The following is a 21,538-nucleotide window of genomic DNA, read 5'->3' as shown; positions in this document are numbered from 1 at the left end:
ACAAAAAGCAGGCTATTTCTCCGTTTTAATATGAAGAAGTGACCTGCTTTTTTATTGTCGAATAAGAATCTAAGTAAGGCTTTCAAGGAACGGCTCTAAGCCATCTTGATATGTCCAGCAGCTTTGATCTTAACGTGAACCATATTGCCTTGTAGGTAGCTTAATGGAATCTCGCTGCGTTCAATGATCGCGACATTATCGCTGCATGCGCCAGCTTCAATCGCCAGTTGCTTTGATTGCGCTTCCAAGCCCTTTAAGGTCTCTTCACGTGATGCTGGGTCAATCGGTACGATCTTATCGAATTGACCTGATATTTCACCCAACGCAACACCAATCGCATTAGCCACTTCAAAGTGCTCAGGACGAACCACTTGGCTCACACCTTCAAAATGATCTGGGAATAGGGCACTACCACCACCAACCATGATTACGGGTACACTCGCCGCAGAGGTCTTCATCTTATCGATGCCTTCTTCAACATCCGTGACCATTTGTTGATAAATCTTGCTTGCTTGTTCGGCTGAAACACCAATCTCATCACTCAGTTGATGTTCTGCCTGCCACTGCATTTGTCCTGTTTTGAGTGCAATATCGGTGAGCGTAAGTTCATCACCACCAAAGCTACGCGCCGTTTGCGTCAAGGTATGGCCAACACTTTCTGGGCCTAGCTCTATACGCTGCTGTTCAAAGCGAACCTTGGTACCACCACCAATGGCTAACGCCAAAATATCAGGCATACGGAAGTTGGTTCTCACTTCACCGATTTCTACTGCTAAGCTCGATTCTCTTGGGTAGCCGTGAGTCAGTACGCCGATATCAGACGTAGTGCCGCCCACATCGACCACAATCGCGTCTTTTAACTTAGTTAAGTGACTCGCTCCACGAATCGAGTTTGTTGGCCCACAAGCCACGGTAAGAATCGGGTACATCAATGCGAACTGCTGTGACATCAGTGTTCCGTCGTTCTGACCGAAATAAGGCGTGGTGTGGATTTCATGATTGATGAGTGCACTGCAAAAGCCGTCAACGAATCGTTTTGCTGTCCCTTGCAGAGCCGCATTGAGGATAGTGGCGTTCTCACGCTCTAAAAGCCCTAAACTGCCCACTTTATGGGATAACGATAGGTTCACGCCCGGAAGTTCTTGTTGAATCCATTCTGCTGCTTGAAGCTCCTGGTCGCCGTTGACGGGAGAGAACACTCCGCAGATAGCAATGGAATCCACTTGGCCTTTCATTTTCTGGCAAAGCTCGCGGATCTCAGACTCTTGAATGTCGGCAATCAACTGGCCGTCATATTCATAGCCGCCGTGTGCTTGGTAGAAGTGCTGACCAAGCAGGTTTTGCCACGCTTCACTCCAACCACAAAGGGGCGGGACGCTATCACCACTGGGAAGCGCTAAGCGAATCATGCCGACTCTGTCTAAGCCTTTTCGTTCAACGATTGCGTTGGTGCATTGAGTCGTGCCAAGCATCGCGTGTTTCACTTGCTGACCATCAATGTTTGCTTGGTTTAATAGCGCAGAAATCGCGTTGTCGATCCCTGTTGAAACATCATGTGTGGTTGCGGTTTTTACTTTGGCAATCACATTTAAGTCTGCGTCGAGCAGCACACCGTCGGTATTGGTGCCACCTACGTCAATGCCCAAACGGCAGTAATCAAGCGTAATGTTTGTCATGCGACAACCTCTTCAATGCAGACTTTAGTTGTTCAATGGTTTGATACTCGACGGTGTAGCCAAAGTAACCCGGGCCCGCGACTTCAATACCTTTGTCAGTGCGCCATTTGGGGTCGCAAGGGTAAGCGATAAGGTCGATGCGCTGCCCGTAACGAAGTTGTTCGGTTGTGATTGGCTTACCCGTTTCATGATCCAAGATCGAAATAAGATCCGGTGTTGATGCCAGCAGGTTATCTTGGCTCATGTCTGCGCGGCTTGTACCTTTGTGCGCGAGAAGTAATTCGTTTTGGAACTGCACAAACACGTTATCGACGCCGGTATCTTCAAACTGAGCCAGCTTTTCAATCACGACACCACCTGTTGCAAAACCACCATCGGTTTCACGTTGAATATCAACAATCTTGCCACTGATGATGGTATGGCCGCCGACAATGTCTAATACGGCCCGTGTGCCACTCTGATTGTTGTCGTTCGCCATTCTAATCGCTTGACCAATTTTCATCGCTTGGGTCAGTGTTGCGGGCAGTGCGCTGCGTTTTAGGTTCTTACCGTTCATTGGGTAATCGCACATTGCTGCAGAGCCACCCATCTGTTCGGTAATTGGTCTCGCAAACTTTTCAGACCAAATACCGTCAATTGGGTAAAGTGTGACGACATTGCCACGCTCATCGGCCAATGTGTTTGGTGCAGAAGGGAGACCATCAAGAAAGAAGGTCACCATCTGAGCTTCTGGGAACGCACGTCCCATCGCATCACAATCGATCACAGGAATGCTCTTTTGTGCTGCAACGAGAATTGGAATCAATGAATTGAAGCCGCCTACTTCGATAGGAAACGTTGCCGCCACTTCAGTGCCGAGCGCTTTTTCCATCGCTTCGAAAGCAATCAACATTTGATCTTTCGAATTGAGTTTCTCTACTGCGACGGTTGGTGCGCCAATCATTGAAGAGGGCACTGTCATCCAATCGTCTTGCACGTCTTCTAAAGGAATCATGCGTACAGGGTGCTTTGCCGTTGCAATGGCTACTTTCGCCATCAAGGCACCGCTGTATGGGTCACCGCCGCCGCCAGTACCTAATACCGTCGCACCCAGCGCGATATCATCAATCATTTGTTCAGTAATAATCACAACTACTATTCCTTATCACTTGAAGGAGAAAGCTTCATTAGGGCGAGGTAAATCACACCAGCGGCAAGAATGCCGTCTAACGCCGAGATGCTGGTGAACGAAAACAGGTTGAAAAACTCTGGTGCAGTACAAGCGCTGAATGCAGTACCAAATGCCCAAGAAGCCAAGCCTTTAAACATCCAAGCTGGAACTTGTTGGATGTTCTCAAAGCTCATTTTTGTCGAATCTAAAACATAATATTGAACGATGTAGACACCCGCAGCAGGCGCAATGGTTACGCTGAGTAGCATTAAGAAGTCGGTAAACTTGTTCACCATGCCGAGTTGAGCGATACCAATGCCGACGATGGTCATGATCACAACCAGAACAGGGCGCGGAATCTTAGGTAGAACCATCGACATGCATAAGCCGCCAGAGGTTAGGTTGCTACTGTTGGTGGTCCATTGTGCGAATACCAGTACTATAATGGCCGCCATGCCTAAACCTAGGGTGAAGAAGACTTCGACTAGGTCGTCGGTGCCGGTCATTTTGGTCAAGATCAATGCGATAAGAATGATGGCACTGTTGCCGACGAGGAAACCGATACCCGCTCCTAAAATCGCATCACGGCGTGTTTTGGCGTAGCGAGCAATATCAGGTGCAGCAACCGCAGCTAGAATCCAGATAGACATAACAAAAGAGATGGCTTGGCCAAGCGTCAAAGGATCTTCAATCGATGGCGCTGCGCCACCTTGATAATCAGCAGCCATAAACAAACCGATGGTAATCAACGTCACCATCAATGGAACAGAATAGGTACTGAGTTTGCCTAAAGCACGAACGCCATAGATAGCCGTCATCATCATTAACACACTGCCGCCAATAAGAGCGGTGAGGTGTGAAATTATGATGTCGTATTTCGCCAGTGCATCGACCATGATGAAAGCGAAGAAATCAGCCTGGAATGCGAACCAGCCGACTAATGAGATGCCGTTGATGAAGCCAAGAATTTTACCGCCGTTACGGCCAAATACCGCGCTGCTCACCAGCGGGGTAGAGACGCCAGCTTGAAAGCCAATGTTGGCACACAGCATCGCGATGATCGCCAATAAGCCTGAACCAATAAACGTGGCAAGCAGTGCGTCTTCAAAACCAATACCGCTGCTTAGAATCGAGCCGAGAAACAGTCCCGAAATGTCGATGCCGATTGCCAACCAAATAAGGCTGATGACCCACCAAGATCGTTTGGCCTTCTCGGGAACGGGTTCCAACTCGAAGTCATCTATCTTTTTGTGGCTGTGTGTTGCTTCGGGTTTATTCACGTAAGCTTCTGCCGCCATAGTGCCATCCATGCATTGTTATTCCATAAGTGTGAATAAAGCATACTGATGTATTTATTGTTAATAAATGAATATAATCAGATGTAAACATAACAAAAAACAAATGTGAGTGGCAAAGTGAATAAAAACAATAAGTTAGATAAAAGAGACCTACGTAGATTAGAGCTTTTTTGTGAAATTGTTGAACAAGGAGGCATCAATCAGGCGGTCGCAAGCACTGGGATTAGTCAACCAGTGCTGAGTAATCAGCTTATTGCCTTGGAAAAAAGCTTAGAATTAACATTATGCCAACGTGGTCGACGTGGTTTTAAGCTGACTCATGAAGGTGAGCAAGTGTATAAATATGCGAACCAACTAAAATCGACCTTAACCGACTTCGCTTATAAGTTACGAGGTGTACAGACGGAACTCTCTGGGCATGTGCGAATTGGATGTTTGGATAACACCGTCACTTTGCCTTATAACCCACTTCCCAAAGCGATCGAGACGTTTTACCAACGCAGTAACAGTGTTGAGGTGAGTGTTGATGTCGGGGATTTCACCCAGTTGAATGAGAAGTTAGCAAAGAACCAGATTGATATGATGATAGTGGTTCTAGGGTCACATCAAAAATCAGCGTTTCAACATAAATACCCACTGTTTGAAGAGCACAGTTATCTGTATGCGCGTAAGGATCTGGCTGAGAAGATCATGGACAAGGATTTCTCATTGGATGGCTGTCGTATCAACATGGGCGGCTATGCCAAAGATGAGATGTTCCGATTACTGAATATTGAGCAGTACGATTCCGTAAAGCCTTTTGATGGCTGGCATGTCGAGTCGGGTGTAATTTTAACCTTGGCGGGCACACACCTGAGTTTTTTACCGTCTCATTTAATCGACCGTGGCCATTATGACCAAGCCTTGATTCCGCTTCAGCCCGAGAAGTGGAGCCTTAAGAGTCAGTTTTATGTGGTGTTGAAGCAACCTGTAGATTCCCTTTCCCCCGCCGCGCGTGCGTTTTTTGATGAGCTACACCAACCGGAAACATCGGGTTCAATCTAGAGCACTTCTCGCTTCTCAATAGCATTTACGATACTTTTCCCCATAAACAAAAAACCTCTGCCAAGACAGAGGATTTTTGTTTTTAAAAGTTATGCGTGAAAACTAGCGGTTCTCAAAGCGGTTGTAATCCAACAGGCCGAACTCGATAGGTTGCGCTTGTTGATACCAGCGATGGACACGGTCACTGAACGGCCAAAACTCCGGAGAGCTGCGTCGTACAGCAAACTTATCAAGTAACGCCACGTAGTCTTCTTCCGTGTTCAAGTTCTGTAGCGTTTTAACCAGAGTAGGAATCTCGCTCTCGGTTAATGATAGGTAAGCCGCAGGGTAGCTACCGACAACGCCTCGTACGAGGGTAAGGTCATCATTGGCGTAATCACGGTTACCTTCTTCATTAAACAAGCTAGAAATGTTGCTGTGCGCGTTATTGTGAATCATGGTGAACAGTTGCTCTTCGCCGTTTTCGCCTTCAATCATGATCATCACTAATTGAGGCACATGACGCAGGCCTTCGCCCTTTATCAAATTCACTTGGTTAAGCAGTGCTTCATTCTTCCTACCAAAACCTGTTTCAACAATCTCAAAGCGATTATCGAGAACAGGTGCGAGCTTATCTTTGATCATATCAAGCAGTTCGTGTTTCGGATCCGCCGTTTTGTAAACCACGCTGGTCGGCTGATCAAAAGGTGCAATGTTTCGCTGCAAATAGTCACTCAGTTGTGCGCTTTGGTTCTGGTACCAACTAGAGTGTTCAATGTGACGAACGTCTTTAGGAAGAAGGCTTAAGAAGTTACTCTCACCTTCAAGACGCAAGAAGTCCATGAACATGCGTGTAATCAGCTGGTGGCCAAAGTTGCCGTAAACATCGAAGCCTGCAACGAGAAGATAATGAATACGCTCTAGAAGAGCATAATCAAGAATCCACGCAGTCTTAGGTTGCGTGCCAACTAACCCTTGTACAACAGAGGCGCTATCGAAGTGCCTAAAGACGGTGAGAGCAGCATTCGGGTTGATGCCATCGCCATCCCAAATGATGCCAGTGTCTAGGTGGACGCCACTCTCGAACCATTGGTTAGTGAAGTCTGATTTCGCGTTTAGGTATTGCGCTTGTTGCTTTGCGTATCTTACCCAGTTGGTCACAGGTACGGTGTTACTTTTTAGTTCGCTAGGTAGCTTTAAATTTTTCTTTTGACTTGCGTAGAAGGCGTTGATTTCTGGAACATCGGCTTTCTCTGGGTCGATGAAGAAAACCCAAAAACGGTCGTTAATTACGTTCAAGGCAAGTTGACCACGACACACAGGTCCTTTGATGTAGGCCATGATGGTGTTTTGCGCGTTATCTAACATGAAGTTGAAGCGCGAGTTTACTGGCAGCGCTTCAAATGATGTCATTGGGTTTGCTGAAACATCGATGTCGTAACTAGGTAGTTGTTTTACTTCGTAATTTACGTCGACAAACCAGGTGTTCCACTTTTGTAGACGCTCTTTATTAAGCGCGAAAGGCATGTGCGTTTTGTCGACGATAGTGCCTTGTTCTGGAATCAGACGGTAGTAAACACGGTCTACTTTTGGATCGTCATAAGGGCGACGAGTCGTGATGCGTTGTACCGCTTCACCTGGTGGTGTTGCAGAGCGAACAACAGTAAAGAAACGCGTTGGTTGAGCTAAATCAGAAAAATAGACATGAGATAAAAACAGGTGCTCGTAGATATAACGTGCTGAAAGTTGACTCTTATTGTCGCTCTTGTTTAAAAAGCTTTCGTAGACATTAACGAGCTCTTGTTCTGCATCAGTCAATGGAATGTGGTCGTTCATTAACGCGCCATTTTCCAACCAACTCATTAAAGTCGCGTATTCGGTTTTGTCTAAGTTTGGCATCCCATAAGGCATTCCCCAAGTTGGGTAATCTCTCTCGTATTGAGCGTATTCTTCAATGGTTGGGCACTGTTGGTCGCGATCGATTGAAAAGTCGAAACCTTCAAGCTGGGTTTGATCGGGCAGAGGGTGATTCTCTTTCTGGATCAACATACGAGAAACAAGACCAGCATCGAGGTTAGCCGTTGAGTTCTGCATACGCTCATTGAGGACAGGATGAAAATCCGCATCGCGCCACTCTTGCGTGGTTAAAGCATCTTCAAACAAGCGAGTAGGGGCTGATGCCGTTAAGCGGGTGCCTTGATAAACGAGTGCCTTGCTCGCGCCTCGGTCTATACCTTCCACTGAAGACATTTTGAGTTGGCAAGGGGCGTCATAACAAGCGTGACAAACCACGCATCGGTTATCAATGATGGGCTTTACTTCGTCAATGAAGTGCTGCGCTTGAGCTGAAAGAATAGGTGCTTGGCGATCGCGTACTTGTTGTTCACCAAACAGTTCGTCGAAGTTTAAACCCGCGTAGACGGCACAACCTGAGAAGACGCTAACAAAAGCTAAAATGAAGAGTTTTTTCAAATTCATACGTATTTAAATATTAGGCATTTTCTATAATTATATCGAAAATGATTGAAAATGCTCATGTTCTAACAATTTTGTAGACAAGATCTTGATGGGACGAGTGACTTGTCGATGCGCGTCACTCGCTAGTGCTCAGAAATTGATGTTTAGACTTAGCTAGATTTAAGTCCCAAGAGCTAAAAGCTAGCAGTTAAGAGTTAAGAGTTAAGAGTTAAGAGCTAAGACTCATTGATTGACGTAACAAACAGAGAAGGGGACAGACAATCGCTCAAACTCTTTGATCCAGCGCCACTGGTTGTCTTGCAGTTTATCGCCAGGGCCTTTGACTTCAATCCAATGAAACTCATCGCCCTTGAACGCAATCAAATCCGGCATCCCAGTTCTAAATAGCTTTAAGTCACTCAATATCACTTTGAAGAGGTCTACAACCAAGGCATTTGGAATTGAAGCCATGCCGTGTTCGATGAGTGCCTTAGGAAAATAATTCCAATGAACAAAGGGGTTCGCGATACCTTGCTTTTCATCGTAAGTATCAAGAAAATGGTTCAGCCCATGTTTGGATATCGTCTGAAACACGGCTTTAACCTGTTCGGCTCGCTTGTCTGCGAAATCTGAATGGTACAGATCCAATGGTCGATGTTGGTATCGATTGATAAAGGCGCCTTCAACGTCTGCGAAAATGACATCCCAGAAAGCCAAACCAAACAAGCCACATAAAAAGCTGTTTTCAGAAAAGTAGACGTCCCAACCTTGGTTCTCATAATGCTGCTTCACCGCAAGCTCGACTCGCGTTTGGCTGAGGTCTAATTCCAGTTTTATCTCTTTGCAGCTCGGCTTTATGGTCCGTGAAACTTTGTGCCCCTGTTTCCGTAGTAGCCTATCCTCAAGCTTAATCGCGACTTCTAACTCTGACACATCCGATGGATCAGCTTTCATTTGCGTGACAATGTCACACATTAAGTTTAGCTCACCTTGTTTGTCGTAGATGCGAGCAAGTCGCTCTCTGCTAGGAGGAAGTGTAGATTGCCTGAACCAAAAGACAGCTTGGTCGTTTAGGTTAAGCCTTTCAAGATCGCGCGCGATATCGTTGATCAAACGCGATCGTTTTCTGGCTATGCTCCTGTGTTCCGAGTCAGCGGGTATTGATTGCAAAAGGAGTTCAAGAAACTCAGGGTCTTTACGATCACCTTCAGAATATTGGCGTTGAATATCGCGCATCTGGAGTAATTGATTGAGTTGATCTCTAGAAGTGAAGAAGCGGCGCTGCTTGCTTAATGGGTAGTTCTCGAAGGTGTTGAGCCCTAGATCGCTTAACACGAACTGGCTTAGGTCTTGATAAGTATTAGCAAAAAACAGCAAAAGTAATACATCAATAACTTGAGATTCGACAACGTAAATACAGTCGAAGTTTAGGTTTTGAAATTGATCAAAAGGTTGCTGATCAAGCCGTAACAACAGCTCATCTTTCTTCGCGGTTTTGTTGCTCTTAAAGGCAGGGAATACATTCAACAGTTCTGGCTTGGTGAGTAAATGCAACCCGATCTCGACCTTACTAATGACGAGGTGATGCTGTTCTTCGGGATGACTTAACGCAATAAAGCCTGAGCTGTTTAGCTCTTGCAGTACGGTCTTTAGATCTGGGATCTCAACATAGTTGAGTTTATCGCTGCGAAACCAACGGCCTTTACGAGAAAGCAAACGAACCATTAGGCATTGGCTTGAAACAGAAAGACGTTTGTATGCGGACAACCAACGACATTCATCATCACTCAGAAGATCGGGGTAGAGCGTTTGAGCGTGTTCAACCAGTCGATTGAAGTTGTCGAGATAATAAGTGGGGGAGAGCTGAAGAGTGGTTTCGGTCGTCAATGGAGAAGTCGCTTGATACAAAAAGAGCCTAACCCTAAGGTTAAGCTCTTCAGTAACAAATTCAATCTTTTCTGTTGATTAAGCTTGTGGTGCTTTTAGTTCAGCAACTTTAGCTTCAGAGATTGGTTTAGTGATGATTGCTAGAACAATACACACTGCCATCATAACTGCAGAGATTGTGTAAGCTAGGCCGTAACCTTCGCCGTTTGACATTGAGAAGCCAACAACTGCTGCACCGATAGCGCCGCCGATACCCCATGCCGTGTAAAGCACGCCGTAGTTAGTACCGTAGTTTTTCAGGCCGTAGAACTCAGCAGTTAGTGTTGGGAATACTGCTAGAAGCGTACCGTAACCAACCGCTGCGATAGCCGTACCAATGATTAGCGTGAATTCAGAGTTGAACGTAGCGAATAGAGCCATGTTCGCGCCTTGAAGGATGAACGCTAGAAGTAGAGTACGTACGCCACCGATTTTATCTGCAAGCATGCCCGCAGCAACACGGCCGCCTGAGTTGAATACTGCAAGGATAGACGCTAGGTAAACTGCGTTTGGCAGGTTAGCTTGAACGCTAGCAATTGTAGTGATGTTACCGATGATCATTAGACCAACAGATGCAGCGAATGCGTACATGATCCATAGAGAGTAGAACTGAGGAGTCTTCAGCATTACTTTCCAAGTTAGGTCTTCAGTCTTCTTAACCGCTTTAGGAGCTTGGCCTGCTTTTACTTTAGGCTCAGCTGGCGTGTAATCCGCTGGTGGGTTGTTGATTGTTGCTGCTAGAGGTACTGCGATTGCAAGTACACCAACACCAAGAATCATAAAGCTAGTTTGGATACCCATGCTGTCGATTAGCGCAGAAGTTACTGGTGCTAGGTAAATAGCCGCAAGACCGAAGCCTGCTGCGATAAGACCGTTAACCATACCTTTCTTAGAAGAGTGGAACCACTTCATTGCTGATGGAGACAGACATGCGTAACCGAAGCCGATACCTGCACCTGTTAGAATACCGAACGTGATGTTCAGCATCATAGGCGTTGTAGCGAAACCAGAAGCAATCATACCTAGGCCTGTAAGCGCTGTACCTAGGATAAGGATCTTACGTGGACCCATACGGTCTTGTAGGATGCCCGCAACAAGAAGACAAACAGAGAATGTGATAGTTGCAATAGCGTAAGGTGAAGATGCTTCAGCAGCACTCCAACCAGCTTCAGTTACTAGCGCTTTGTTAAATACACTCCAAGCATACAGGATGCCAAGACAAAGGTTGATACAGAAGCCTGCTAGCAGGATACGTGTTGCTTTATCAATCTTGCTCATTTTTATTCTCAGTTTTGTCATCGGTTAGTGGAGAGCCACTTAACTAAAGACGGGTTATTGTGATTGTTTCTTCAAAATTAGTTTGCGTTTATCAACAGATAGCGCAAAAGAGCGCGGATTATAACCAATTAAAATGTGATTGGAATCTCTTTTTCCATTTTTGGTAAATTAAATTCAATTTGTTAATAAGTTGTTTTTCATTGGTTTTTGAAATGTTTTTAACACCTCTCTATTTTGTTCTTTTTCGCTCTGTCTTCTTATTATTTCAGGGATTTTGAGGTGATGGTTTTTGAATAGACGCGTATTGCGTGCGGATATCACAGAGTTACAAATAATTTTAATTAATTTCCAAGGTTAAATTTGTGTAACAAAATAAATCGTAACAGCGCTTTGTTCATATGAGACAAGGAGTAACGGAGTTTTATTAAAAACAGAATGTTAAGAGATTGTTAAGGGTGATTTTTGTTAGTACTTTTGCTTACATTTTGTTCGATTGGAGGGGTTGTGTTGTCCGTAAAAAGTGGGAAAATAGTGTGCAAACTGAGATTCCAAATTTGAAAGGATGCGTTTCCAACTTATGGTGAGGCGAGTATTATGAAACTGTTTTTAATTTTATTGATGTCAATTTCTGGTGGTGTAGCGGCAGCTGACCATATTCACTCTTTCCTATTCGGCTTCTATGTTGCGGCTCTAGCAGTTGGTAGTTGCTACTGGCTTGCATTCCGCAGTACGCGTTTCCCACAGTTGGCATTAGTGCTATTGATGTGTGGCTTTTTTGCGAAAATTGCAGTGACTGTTATCGGTGTTTCTTGGGGTATCTCGAACGATATCATTCAATCGCCGTTCATTTTCTCATTGTCATACCTGTTCTTCTTAGTGGTTGTGTCTTACGTTTGGTTTGCATACCGTGATAAATTGACGCTAAAACAACGCGCTAAGAAGGTAGAAGAGTCTCGCAAGCAAGCGGCAGCATAATTCGATTTGATTCTTAAAAAGCCTTCTTCGGAAGGCTTTTTTGATCCTGCCTACCTGAACTCTATTATTTGGTTATGACGGCAGATAAAAGAAACCCCAGTATGGTGACATACTGGGGTTACTTGTTATGTATCTATTATCTAGCAGTTACCATCTACCAAAGACTACTCTGAAGGTGTGTTATTTCTTCATCATCTTAGCGAGATCGGCGAACGGGTTGTGTGTCGCTGACTGATGATCATCTAAACTCGCTTTTGCATCCACACCATAACGCTCATGGTCAGTGTATTTTGAATGCTCATGATCGTGACAGTACAGGCACAGTAGCTCCCAGTTGCTGCCATCTTCAGGGTTGTTTGTATGGTCGTGATCCACGTGGTGAACGGTAAGCTCTCGGAGGTTTGAGTAAACAAATTCGCGCGCACATTTACCACAAACCCAAGGGTACAGTTTTAGTGCTTTTTCGCGGTAGCCTTTCTCTTGGCGAGCATACGCTGCACTCGAACCTGTGAAATCAGAAGACATTGCCAAATCCTTATCAATTGTAATACCCCGATTTTATCACAGCTTTCTTGAAGCTGTCGGTATGTCGTTCGTAAAATCATTGCTAAATGATGCAGTGGACTTATCGATATTAGATTGAAGTTTGAATACAGACTTACCTTCTACACACTAACGCTTAAGCGGGTTATGTCTTTCTGGAATAAGCCATGCTTAACAGTTTGAAAATAAATCGTATTCAGGGGTTTTAACCGCAGGCATGTGACCTAATATCAGTTTGTGAGACCCTATATTAATAAGGAAATATCATGTCAGAACAATACACTCCGCCAAAAGTTTGGGTTAACGATACTGCTGGTGGTAACAAGTGGGCAAACATCAATAGTCCTGAATCTGGAGCTCGCTTTGATAAAGAGCTTCCTGTTGGTGACCATGCTTTTCAATTGTATTCTCTTGGCACACCTAACGGTCAAAAAGTCACTATCTTGCTGGAAGAGTTGTTAGCGGCGGGTGTTAAAGAAGCTGAATATGATGCGTACTTGATCAACATCAGTGAGGCTGATCAGTTCTCTTCTGGCTTTGTTGGCGTGAATCCAAACTCCAAAATACCAGCACTTGTCGACAAGTCTGGTGACGAAGACGTGAATGTATTCGAATCGGCATCTATCTTGATGCATCTAGCAGAAAAATTTGGTCACTTCTTACCAAAAGAAGGGGCAGCAAGAACGCAAACCATTAACTGGTTGTTCTGGGCACAAGGCTCGGCACCATTCCTAGGCGGTGGTTTCGGCCACTTCTACGCTTACGCGGATGAAAAGCAAGAGTACCCAATTAACCGCTTCGCAATGGAAGCTAAGCGTCAACTAGATGTGTTAGACAAACAGCTCGCAAATAACACATTTGTGGCGGGTGACGAGTTAAGCATCGCTGATATCGCGATTTGGCCTTGGTATGGCAACCTTGTGCTAGGCAAAATTTACGATGCGGCCGAGTTTCTACAAGTTGAGTCATACACCAACGTTGTGCGCTGGGCGAAGCAGCTAGAAGCGCGTGAAGGTTTCCAACGCGGCCGAGTGGTTAATCGTTCATTTGGCGAAGAGTGGGAGCAAGTACCAGAGCGCCATTCTGCAGAAGACATTGACCGTGTTTTAAAGCTACGCCCTTAGTGATTTTAAAACGATAGTCGACACCAGTATCTCTAGAGTTTGTTTTAGCGGCCAACGTTAACTCAAACTCTAGTTTTTTGTTCCATCGAATCATTCCTTCCTTATATCAGCCTTTCGATAAATACAGTTACTATTCGCTTTCACTTGTCAATTGCTGTTTTTATTTATGTGATTGAATATTAACGGCTTTTACCCTGTTTAATACCCTGTTATTAGAGTTGTTTCATACTTTGTTACATTTCAACGATTAACTATTTATTGTAATGTTATCACATAACAATAAATTAATTGGTGATGTATCTTAGAAAGGAAAAAGTTGTGAATAAAAAATTGGTTTCTCTAGCGGTTGGTAGCATTCTCGTTTCCCCTGTTTTTGCCGACACGTTGTCGAACCCTCAAATTGGTGTCGTTCTTGATGGGTATTATCAAGACGGTCAACGTAATAACGCAGAGCGCGGCGAAGGCTTTGGTCTTGGTCATACAGAACTGAACATGTCTGCGAATATCGATGATAAGTTTTATGGCTCTTTGACTACGGTTATTGAAACTCACGATGATGAGACTGAATTACTGCTCGAAGAAGCTTTCATTGAAACACTGACGATGCCTTACGGTTTAAGCATTCGAGGTGGTCGTTTCTTGTCTGATTTCGGCTACCTAAATAACCAACATATGCATACCGATAGCTTTGTTGAGCGTCCTGCTGCTTACCGTACATTTTTAGGCTCTCATTATTACGATGATGGTGTTCGTGCAAACATCGTTCTTCCTACAGATCTGTATGTGAAGTTCGGTGTTGAAGCGCTAAGTGGTAGTAAGATGTCGTCTGTTGATGATGGCTCTGACGTTGGTGTTTACACTACAACTCTTAAGCTAGGTGACGACTTTTCAGAGTCATCAAGCTGGCAGTTTGGTTTGAGCTACTTACGAAATGAAAACGGTAAAGTTCGTGAGTTTGGAGACCATGATCACGGGCATGACCATGACCACGATCATAGCCACGGAGCGGCGGTAACGGGCTCAAACTTATACGGTGCTGACTTTGTATGGAAGTGGGCTCCAAACGGTAACTACAAATACCAAAACTTCACGCTTGCTGCTGAATACATGTTGTTAGATGGCATCGTCGATGACAAATTCAAAAATGACGCAGAATCACCAGATACATTAGCAGGCTACTATGTCTCGGGTGTCTACCGATTTAGCCCAAGCTGGTCTGCTGGCCTGCGTTACGGTGAAGCAGAAAGCTATGATGGACACGCACATGGTGACCACATGCACTTTACTGCAATGAACGACAAAGAAGCAGATGCAATGATCGCTTGGGATTCATCTCATTTTGGTACAGTTAGAGCGCAATACTCTCGCGTTGAAAACCAAAGTAAAGAGACAGATAACGTATTTACCCTTCAGTATGTGATGACCTTTGGGGCGCACGGTGCTCATGCATTCTAGGAAACTCCTACTTACAATGGCAACAGGTGTTGCCATTGTATCCTCATCTATAATGGCATCTTCGTCTGCAATGGCGTTGAATATTTTCGTTTGTGAGCCTGAATGGCAAGCTCTTGTTCATAGTCACGCTCCTGATGCCAACATCTATTCGGCGACTACGGCTAAGCAAGACCCGCACTATGTTCAAGCAAGACCATCACTTATTGCCAAAATGCGTCAAGCAGATATGGCAATGTGTTCAGGGTCTGAATTAGAAGTAGGCTGGTTACCAATGCTGCAAGTACGCAGTGGTAATCCTGCGGTTCAAGATAGCGCGCCCACCATGTTATACGCGAGCGATATGGTAGGTATGCTTGATACCCATGACCATGTCGATCGAAGCATGGGAGACATCCATGCTCACGGAAACCCACATGTTCAGTTTGCTGCTGAATATATGATTCCTATATCGAGAGAAGTTACCAAGCGTTTACAACTGCTTGATCCTGACAATGCACATATCTACATGCGAAATGGCATGAAGTTTCGTGCCAACTGGCGTAATAAATTGGCAGAGTGGGAAACGAAAGCAGAGCCGTTACAAGGTAAAAAAGTGGTCGGGTATCATGCTACATATCGTTACCTCTTTGACTGGTTAGATATGGCGCAAATTGCTGATTTAGAACCTAAGCCTGGGATATCACCGACTACGTCACATTTACAGTCATTGACCAAGTTGGATCCTGCTTCGTTTGATGCGATTGTGTATTCATCACACCAAGACCAACGTCCTGCTAATTGGCTTAACCAGCAAATCAACAAGCCTACGATACAGCTACCATTGACGGTTGCAGAAGGTCAGAGCCTTGACCAAATGTACGATCAAGTCATTGATGAATTGCTTAGAACGCTCGTTAACCCAGACACATCAACGAGATCATAATGTTGAATGAATATGGTTGGCTGGCACCTGCAGTATTGTGTGGATTAATAGCATTAGTTGGCAACATCGTGCTTGGGGAGCAAGTCCTCAAGCGCCAGATCATCTTTATTGATCTCGCTGTCGCGCAAGTGGCTGCCCTTGGCGCTGCCTTGAGCCAGTATTGGCTGAGCCGATATGCATTGTTTAGTGGCTCTTGGTTTGCAGAGATGATTGGCCCGTGGGTCATGTCATTGTTGCTATGCGGATTAATTGCGTTAATGGAAAAGCGTTACAAACAACACTTAGAACCCATGATAGGAAGTTTGTTTGTGGTATCGGCTTCATTAGCGATTCTATTGGTCAGCAAAGATCCTCATGGCGCCGATTTTATTCAAGGCATTCTCAACGGGCAGCTATTGTGGTCTACCTGGGATGATGTCTGGCCATTGGCAATAATCACGACCGCGATGTTGGTGTTGATTAGCGTAAAGCCTGAATTTATGCAGGGAAGTGGCTTTTATCTTATCTTCGCTATTTTGATGCCGATCACCGTAAAGCTGACTGGGATATATTTGGAGTTTGCGTTACTGGTGATACCTGCGTTATGTGCAGCTGCGTATAAAGGCGTTCGCTTCTTTATCGCGAGTATTGGGATTGGCACTGTCGGTATTTTATCGGGCTTAGCGGTGTCGGCTTATTACGATTTGCCAAGTGGCGCCAGCATTGTCATCACGCTGTTTTTGGTGGGGGTGATGTTTAATATTGTGATGAAGTTGATTAGAAGCACTTGTACCGATAGTTCGACACGAGCTTATGGTTAGGAAAAGGCCTCTAAGGTTTAACTTGGAGGCAACGAACCTGACGTTAACAAGACCATGGCGCTTTCTCTGTTTAGAACCGATAGCGCTGGCATATTATATTTAGATTTAGCTATTAAAGGCGGTTTAGGTATAAAATCGAGACATCATAATTCTAAAGGATGGTGCCATGTACCACGGTCATATCTATTTCCCTCTGCGATTTGCAGAGCAAGCAGAAACACTGCGTCAGAAAATTTTAGCGGAACGTAAAGATGTATTAGAGGTTTTCCCATTAATACAGCGTTTGGTTGGTCCACATAAGATGCCAATGTTTGAGATTCACTTTGCGAACAAAGAGTCGGGCATTGTTGAATGGCTTGAGCAAGAACGCGGTGATATGTCGGTGCTTATTCACCCTGTAACTGGCGGTGAAGAAACTTTGGATCACACAGTACGAGCGATCTGGCTTGGTCGTGAATTGGGTGTCTTTGAAGAAACGCTTACTAGCTAATCAAATATACCAATATTGCACTTAACTCATTCCGACCGGAAAATACATGAACAATAAAAAGGCTCCTCAAATGAGGAGCCTTTGTTTTAAGGAGCCGTTTTACCAAGAAACCGGTTATCAAGAGCCTCTGGTTATCGGGCTGAACCGTTAACCAGAGTAGGGAGATTAAGCCTCTGCTGTCACTTTATCGCTGCTCATCTTTTTAAGAGCTGCGTAACCAAAGCCTGTTACTGCTGTACCCGCTGCAATCGCCACTAGGTACATAAGCACTGGAGAGATAGCACCAGGAATTAGTAGTACAAACAAGCCGCCGTGTGGAGCCATAAGCTGAGCACCAAACATCATTGATAGAGCACCAGTTAGTGCACCACCTGCCATACAAGCTGGGATAACACGCATTGGATCTTTCGCTGCGAATGGGATTGCACCTTCAGAGATGAAACATAGACCAAGAACGAATGATGCTTTACCCGCTTCACGCTCGCCTGCTTCAAACTTGTCTTTCACTAGGAAAGTCGCAAGGCCCATACCTAAAGCTGGAACCATACCTGCTGCCATGATTGCTGCCATTGGTGCGTAAGTTTGCGAAGCCAGTAGACCAACACCGAACGTGTAAGCTGCTTTGTTTACAGGGCCACCAAGGTCGAAACACATCATTGCGCCTAGAATCACACCCAGAAGAATCGCGTTAGACGTTCCCATGTTGTTTAGGAAAGTCGTCATTGCGCTCATCACGCCAGAAACAGGGCCACCCACGATGTAAACCATCACAAGACCAGTGAACAAACTCGCGATAAACGGAATGATCAGGATTGGCTTGAGGGCTTCCATGGATTGTGGAAGTTGAACCTTGTCGGCAATGAATTTCGCTGCGTAACCGGCAATGAAACCTGCTGCGATACCACCTAGGAAACCTGCGCCTGTTGAGCTAGCCAACATACCGCCAATTAGACCTGGAGCCAGACCCGGACGGTCAGCAATTGAGAATGCAATGAAACCAGCAAGAACAGGAATCATCAGTGCGAATGCAGAACCACCACCGATAGTCATCAGTGCTGCTGCTAGTGTGCCTTCTTCTTTAAACGCTTCGATACCGAATACGAAAGACAATGCGATGATCAAACCACCCGCAACAACCACAGGAAGCATGTGCGATACACCTGTCATTAGGTGCTTGTACACGCCTTTCTTCTCGTCAGCAGGCGCTGAATTAGAAGACGCTGTGTGTTGGTATGGTTTAGCTTCTGCGAATGCTTTTTCCATCTCTTGCTTTGTTTTCTTCAAAGCAGGACTTGTCGTTGTTTTGTACAGTGCTTTTCCGTTAAAACGATCAAGAGGGACGTCGATATCGGCAGCGATGATAACAAGATCAGCGTCTGCGATTTCTTGGTCAGTCAGTTGGTTTTTCGCACCTACAGAGCCGCGAGTTTCCACTTTAATTTGGTGACCTAGGCGTTTGCCTTCTGCTTCAAGCGCTTCAGCTGCCATAAAGGTATGTGCAACGCCAGTTGGGCAAGCCGTAATCGCTACGATCTTTTTGCTGCCTGTGCTTGCTGTTGTAGAAGAGTCAGGAGAAGTACCAGTAACTTGGATCGATTCTTCAACTTGAGAAGCGTCTAGTACCGTTGCTTCTGCTACCGCTTTCTCTAGAAATGCTTTTGCATCTGCTGTGCATTCAGAGATAGCCGCTTGATACACTTTCTTACCAACAAAACGTGCTTTATCAACATTGGTGTTAGCTGCGATAACCACAACGTCGCTGCTGTCGATAGCGTCTTGCGATACGGTTGAGTCTGGTAGCACGCTTGATTGACATTCAATAGCGGCGTTCCAACCCAGTGCTTTTGTCGCTTGCTCTAACAAGCCTGCGGCGATGATGCTGTTTGCTACGCCACTAGGGCAAGCTGTGATAATGGTAATATTCATAATAAACCTTTTGTCCTATTTGCTTGTGTCTAACTGGCTAGTTGGAGCACTAAGCGACTGTAATTGGATATTTTGTAGTACTGAATCCAGCTCTTGTTGGCTGGTGATGCCCACGCCTACCTGTGAAACTGCTAGAGCAGATAGGGCGGTTGCGAATTTAATAAGTTCTGGTTTTGGCATCTGTTGCATGTGACCCCAACATAGGCCAGCAACCAATGTGTCACCTGCGCCTACTGTGCTTACTACTTGCATGCGCGGTGGTTGAGCATGTAACCATTCACCTTGGTTAAGCCACATCACGCCTTCTGCGCCAAGTGATACCACGATGTTCTCGATGCCTTTTTCACTTAGGGCTTGGCCCGCGTGTTGGCATTGGTCACGAGTTGTCAGCTCTGCATTGAACAGCTGAGACAGCTCTTCATCGTTTGGTTTGATCAACCATGGTTGTGCATTGATACCGGCTTTAAGTGCGTCACGGCTGCTATCAAATAGAACCTTCTTACCTAAATCGTGTAAGCGTTGAACCCAAGAAGCGCAAAGCTCAGGAGAGATACCTTGTGGCAAGCTGCCTGCAATCACGAAGTAATCGTGCGTTTCAGCAAGTTCTAATAGGGTTTCTTCGAACGCTTTAATCGCGTCAGCATCAACAGGAACACCTGGGAAGTTGATGTCGCTTACTTGGCCTGAGTTTTCAACCAGTTTTACGTTGATGCGAGTTGCGCCATCAACACGGATGAAGCGGTCAGTTGCGCCCATCTGTTCAAACAGTTGGCAGAACGCTTCTTCGTTATTGCGACCAAGGAAACCTGTTACGGTCACTTTCGCGCCAAGCTCTGAAAGAACTTTTGCGACGTTTACGCCTTTGCCCGCTGCATGCAGAGAGCCTTTGTTTACTAGGCTAACTGAACCTACATTTAGTGCGTCGATAGCGCCTGTCAGGTCTAGAGCAGGGTTAAGCGTTACAGTAACGGCTTTGATTTGTTTATCAGACATATCGACTCCTTAACCTTCGCCAAGGCCTGAAGCGATAGCTTTGCCAATCGATTCAAGTGCTTGTGCTGCGTCATCACCTTCAGCAACAAACTGAAGCTGGTGGCCGTGTTTAACGCCAAGAGCGATCACTTTCATCAAGCTCTTCGCGTTCACTTCTTTTCCGTCGCCATCTAGGTTTGACACGCGGATTGTTGATTCGAATTTCTTCGCTTCAGCGACTAGCATTGCACCCGGACGAGCGTGCAGGCCGTGTGCGTTTTTGATTTTGAATACTGCGCAGTTGTCATCGTCTTGAGAAGCTGTAGAAACCGCTTCACCTTTCAGAAGACCAATCACTTGCGCTGCGTCAGCGGTTAACAGTTGTTGCTGTTTACCTTCGAAAACCATCTTGCTTAGGTTTGCCAGAATAGATTGGTGCGCGCTGTTGCAAGCTGCGAATGCTACCAATGCTTTAACTGGTGTGCCTTCGTATTCACAATGGTTCGCTGTTGAAACGAAAGATACGCCAGTGCGTGTTACGCCTTTGTCGCTGCCCAACAACCACAGGCCTTGGCCTAGGTGAGTTGGTGTTTTTGTTACTAGGTCAGCAACGAATGCGTTGTCTGTGCAACCTGTGTTCTTAAGTAGGCCACCCGCAACTGCAGACATTTGAATCATGTCGCTCGCAGGGAACAGTAGCTGAACTAAAGAAGCGTCTAGGTCGGCTTCAAGCTGAACTTCGCCGTTAAGTAGAGCGATGATTTCGTCTTCTGATTTCGCTTGCTTTAATTTCTCTTCAACACCGTCAGCTGCTAGCACTTTCGTTAGCTGCTTAAGAATGCCTAAGTGCTCGTCAGATTTAGCTGCAATACCAATCGCAACGTAAACACGGTTGCCGTCTGCCCAATCAATACCTTCAGGGAAGTGGTGTACCGCAACGCCTGTCTCTTTCACTAGGCCACGAGTATCTGTTGTTCCGTGAGGAATCGCGATGCCGTTACCTAGGAACGTAGAGTTCTGGTTTTCACGGTTCAGCATTCCTTCAACGTAACCAGAGTCAACTAAGCATTTAGCTGTCAGGTCGCCAGCAATGTTTTGGATTGCTTTGAATTTGTCTTCGGCAGTTTGGCCTAGAGTGATGTCAGATTTTGATAATTTAAGCATGGTGCCTCTTTAGCGTATCGCTTGAGAATTTGTGTATCGCTACGATTCAGTCTAGAGCAAGATTTATGGATCTTGGCTCGTTGCTTAACTCTTTGTTTTACATTAGCTGAATCGGTTCAGCATTCAGTGTAAAAAAATTCAGCAAAGCCGATTTTGGTTTTCAAAATAGTTTTGCTGCGTGTCGTAATTCCAGTTTCGTTAACAACAAGAAGCTGAATCACGACAAATGACGCTCAATCCATTCAAAAGGATGATTGAAGTCACTTTTCAGATTTTGCTGAATCCTTTCAGCTTTTATACTGAATCGATTCAGCATATAATTCAACTAATCCAAGGATCAGAAGATTGGTTATATGATC

The 21,538-nt window shown here is 45.3% G+C and carries 17 protein-coding genes; 7 read left to right on the top strand and 10 right to left on the bottom strand.

What is annotated here, in order from left to right; translation table 11 throughout:
• Positions 1–95 precede the first annotated feature (95 nt).
• Genes AB4161_RS17985 through AB4161_RS17975 form a run of 3 tightly spaced genes read right to left on the bottom strand, consistent with a single transcriptional unit; the run spans position 96 to position 4,136 of the window.
• Complete coding sequence (locus tag AB4161_RS17985; RefSeq protein ID WP_017064777.1) at positions 96–1,676, bottom strand: hydantoinase/oxoprolinase N-terminal domain-containing protein; 1,581 nt, start codon at positions 1,674–1,676, stop codon at positions 96–98.
• Positions 1,657–2,805 carry a DUF917 domain-containing protein gene (locus tag AB4161_RS17980; RefSeq protein ID WP_372083789.1) on the bottom strand — a complete coding sequence of 383 codons (1,149 nt, stop codon included), beginning with the start codon at positions 2,803–2,805 and terminating at the stop codon, positions 1,657–1,659. Before AB4161_RS17980 ends, AB4161_RS17985 begins: the two co-directional genes overlap by 20 nt.
• Positions 2,806–2,810: 5 nt before the next feature.
• Positions 2,811–4,136 carry a cytosine permease gene (locus tag AB4161_RS17975; protein WP_017064775.1) on the bottom strand — a complete coding sequence of 442 codons (1,326 nt, stop codon included), beginning with the start codon at positions 4,134–4,136 and terminating at the stop codon, positions 2,811–2,813.
• Between the two features lie 93 nt (positions 4,137–4,229).
• On the opposite strand from AB4161_RS17975, the gene AB4161_RS17970 reads away from it, so the two are divergent.
• Positions 4,230–5,168, top strand: a complete 939-nt coding sequence (locus tag AB4161_RS17970; RefSeq protein ID WP_372058269.1) for a LysR family transcriptional regulator — start codon at positions 4,230–4,232, stop codon at positions 5,166–5,168.
• A gap of 102 nt (positions 5,169–5,270) precedes the next feature.
• On the opposite strand, the gene AB4161_RS17965 is transcribed toward AB4161_RS17970, so the two are convergent.
• The 3 genes from AB4161_RS17965 to AB4161_RS17955 form a co-directional block, all read right to left on the bottom strand.
• Positions 5,271–7,625 carry a fatty acid cis/trans isomerase gene (locus AB4161_RS17965; RefSeq protein WP_372083787.1) on the bottom strand — a complete coding sequence of 785 codons (2,355 nt, stop codon included), beginning with the start codon at positions 7,623–7,625 and terminating at the stop codon, positions 5,271–5,273.
• Positions 7,626–7,847: 222 nt separating this feature from the next.
• Complete coding sequence (locus AB4161_RS17960) at positions 7,848–9,512, bottom strand: VRR-NUC domain-containing protein (RefSeq protein WP_372083785.1); 1,665 nt, start codon at positions 9,510–9,512, stop codon at positions 7,848–7,850.
• A gap of 57 nt (positions 9,513–9,569) precedes the next feature.
• Positions 9,570–10,808: an OFA family MFS transporter gene (locus tag AB4161_RS17955; RefSeq protein ID WP_372083783.1), complete on the bottom strand. Its 1,239-nt coding sequence runs from the start codon at positions 10,806–10,808 to the stop codon at positions 9,570–9,572.
• 594 nt (positions 10,809–11,402) lie between these two features.
• Between AB4161_RS17955 and AB4161_RS17950 the strand changes: the two genes are divergently transcribed.
• Complete coding sequence (locus tag AB4161_RS17950) at positions 11,403–11,783, top strand: hypothetical protein (protein ID WP_017064770.1); 381 nt, start codon at positions 11,403–11,405, stop codon at positions 11,781–11,783.
• 180 nt (positions 11,784–11,963) lie between these two features.
• Here the strand turns inward: AB4161_RS17950 and AB4161_RS17945 are convergent, their stop codons facing one another.
• Positions 11,964–12,308 carry a YajD family HNH nuclease gene (locus AB4161_RS17945; RefSeq protein WP_017060876.1) on the bottom strand — a complete coding sequence of 115 codons (345 nt, stop codon included), beginning with the start codon at positions 12,306–12,308 and terminating at the stop codon, positions 11,964–11,966.
• 284 nt (positions 12,309–12,592) lie between these two features.
• Between AB4161_RS17945 and yghU the strand changes: the two genes are divergently transcribed.
• From yghU to AB4161_RS17920, 5 genes are all read left to right on the top strand, one after another.
• Positions 12,593–13,450 carry a glutathione-dependent disulfide-bond oxidoreductase gene (yghU, locus tag AB4161_RS17940; RefSeq protein ID WP_372083781.1) on the top strand — a complete coding sequence of 286 codons (858 nt, stop codon included), beginning with the start codon at positions 12,593–12,595 and terminating at the stop codon, positions 13,448–13,450.
• A 318-nt stretch (positions 13,451–13,768) separates the two neighbouring features.
• On the top strand, positions 13,769–14,905 hold the full coding sequence (locus tag AB4161_RS17935) for a hypothetical protein (protein ID WP_372083779.1): 1,137 nt from the start codon (positions 13,769–13,771) through the stop codon (positions 14,903–14,905).
• 16 nt (positions 14,906–14,921) lie between these two features.
• Positions 14,922–15,827, top strand: a complete 906-nt coding sequence (locus tag AB4161_RS17930) for a metal ABC transporter solute-binding protein, Zn/Mn family (protein ID WP_108189298.1) — start codon at positions 14,922–14,924, stop codon at positions 15,825–15,827.
• Between the two features lie 2 nt (positions 15,828–15,829).
• On the top strand, positions 15,830–16,627 hold the full coding sequence (locus AB4161_RS17925; protein WP_372083811.1) for a metal ABC transporter permease: 798 nt from the start codon (positions 15,830–15,832) through the stop codon (positions 16,625–16,627).
• A 166-nt stretch (positions 16,628–16,793) separates the two neighbouring features.
• Positions 16,794–17,117, top strand: a complete 324-nt coding sequence (locus tag AB4161_RS17920) for a DOPA 4,5-dioxygenase family protein (RefSeq protein WP_017060873.1) — start codon at positions 16,794–16,796, stop codon at positions 17,115–17,117.
• Between the two features lie 165 nt (positions 17,118–17,282).
• Here AB4161_RS17920 and fruA read toward each other — a convergent pair whose 3' ends face one another.
• From fruA to fruB, 3 genes are read right to left on the bottom strand one after another with little or no spacing between them, the layout of a single operon-like run.
• Entirely contained in the window at positions 17,283–19,043 is a 1,761-nt protein-coding gene (gene fruA, locus AB4161_RS17915) for a PTS fructose transporter subunit IIBC (protein WP_372083777.1), read from the bottom strand.
• Between the two features lie 15 nt (positions 19,044–19,058).
• Positions 19,059–20,036: a 1-phosphofructokinase gene (pfkB, locus tag AB4161_RS17910; protein WP_017090852.1), complete on the bottom strand. Its 978-nt coding sequence runs from the start codon at positions 20,034–20,036 to the stop codon at positions 19,059–19,061.
• Positions 20,037–20,045: 9 nt separating this feature from the next.
• Complete coding sequence (gene fruB / locus AB4161_RS17905) at positions 20,046–21,179, bottom strand: fused PTS fructose transporter subunit IIA/HPr protein (RefSeq protein ID WP_372083775.1); 1,134 nt, start codon at positions 21,177–21,179, stop codon at positions 20,046–20,048.
• Between the last annotated feature and the right edge of the window lie 359 nt (positions 21,180–21,538).

Source organism: Vibrio sp. 10N.286.51.E5 (assembly GCF_041469125.1).
Lineage (GTDB): Bacteria > Pseudomonadota > Gammaproteobacteria > Enterobacterales > Vibrionaceae > Vibrio > Vibrio crassostreae_C.
Note: the sequence above shows the minus strand (reverse complement) of the source record. Positions and strands in the feature narration are given on the sequence as shown.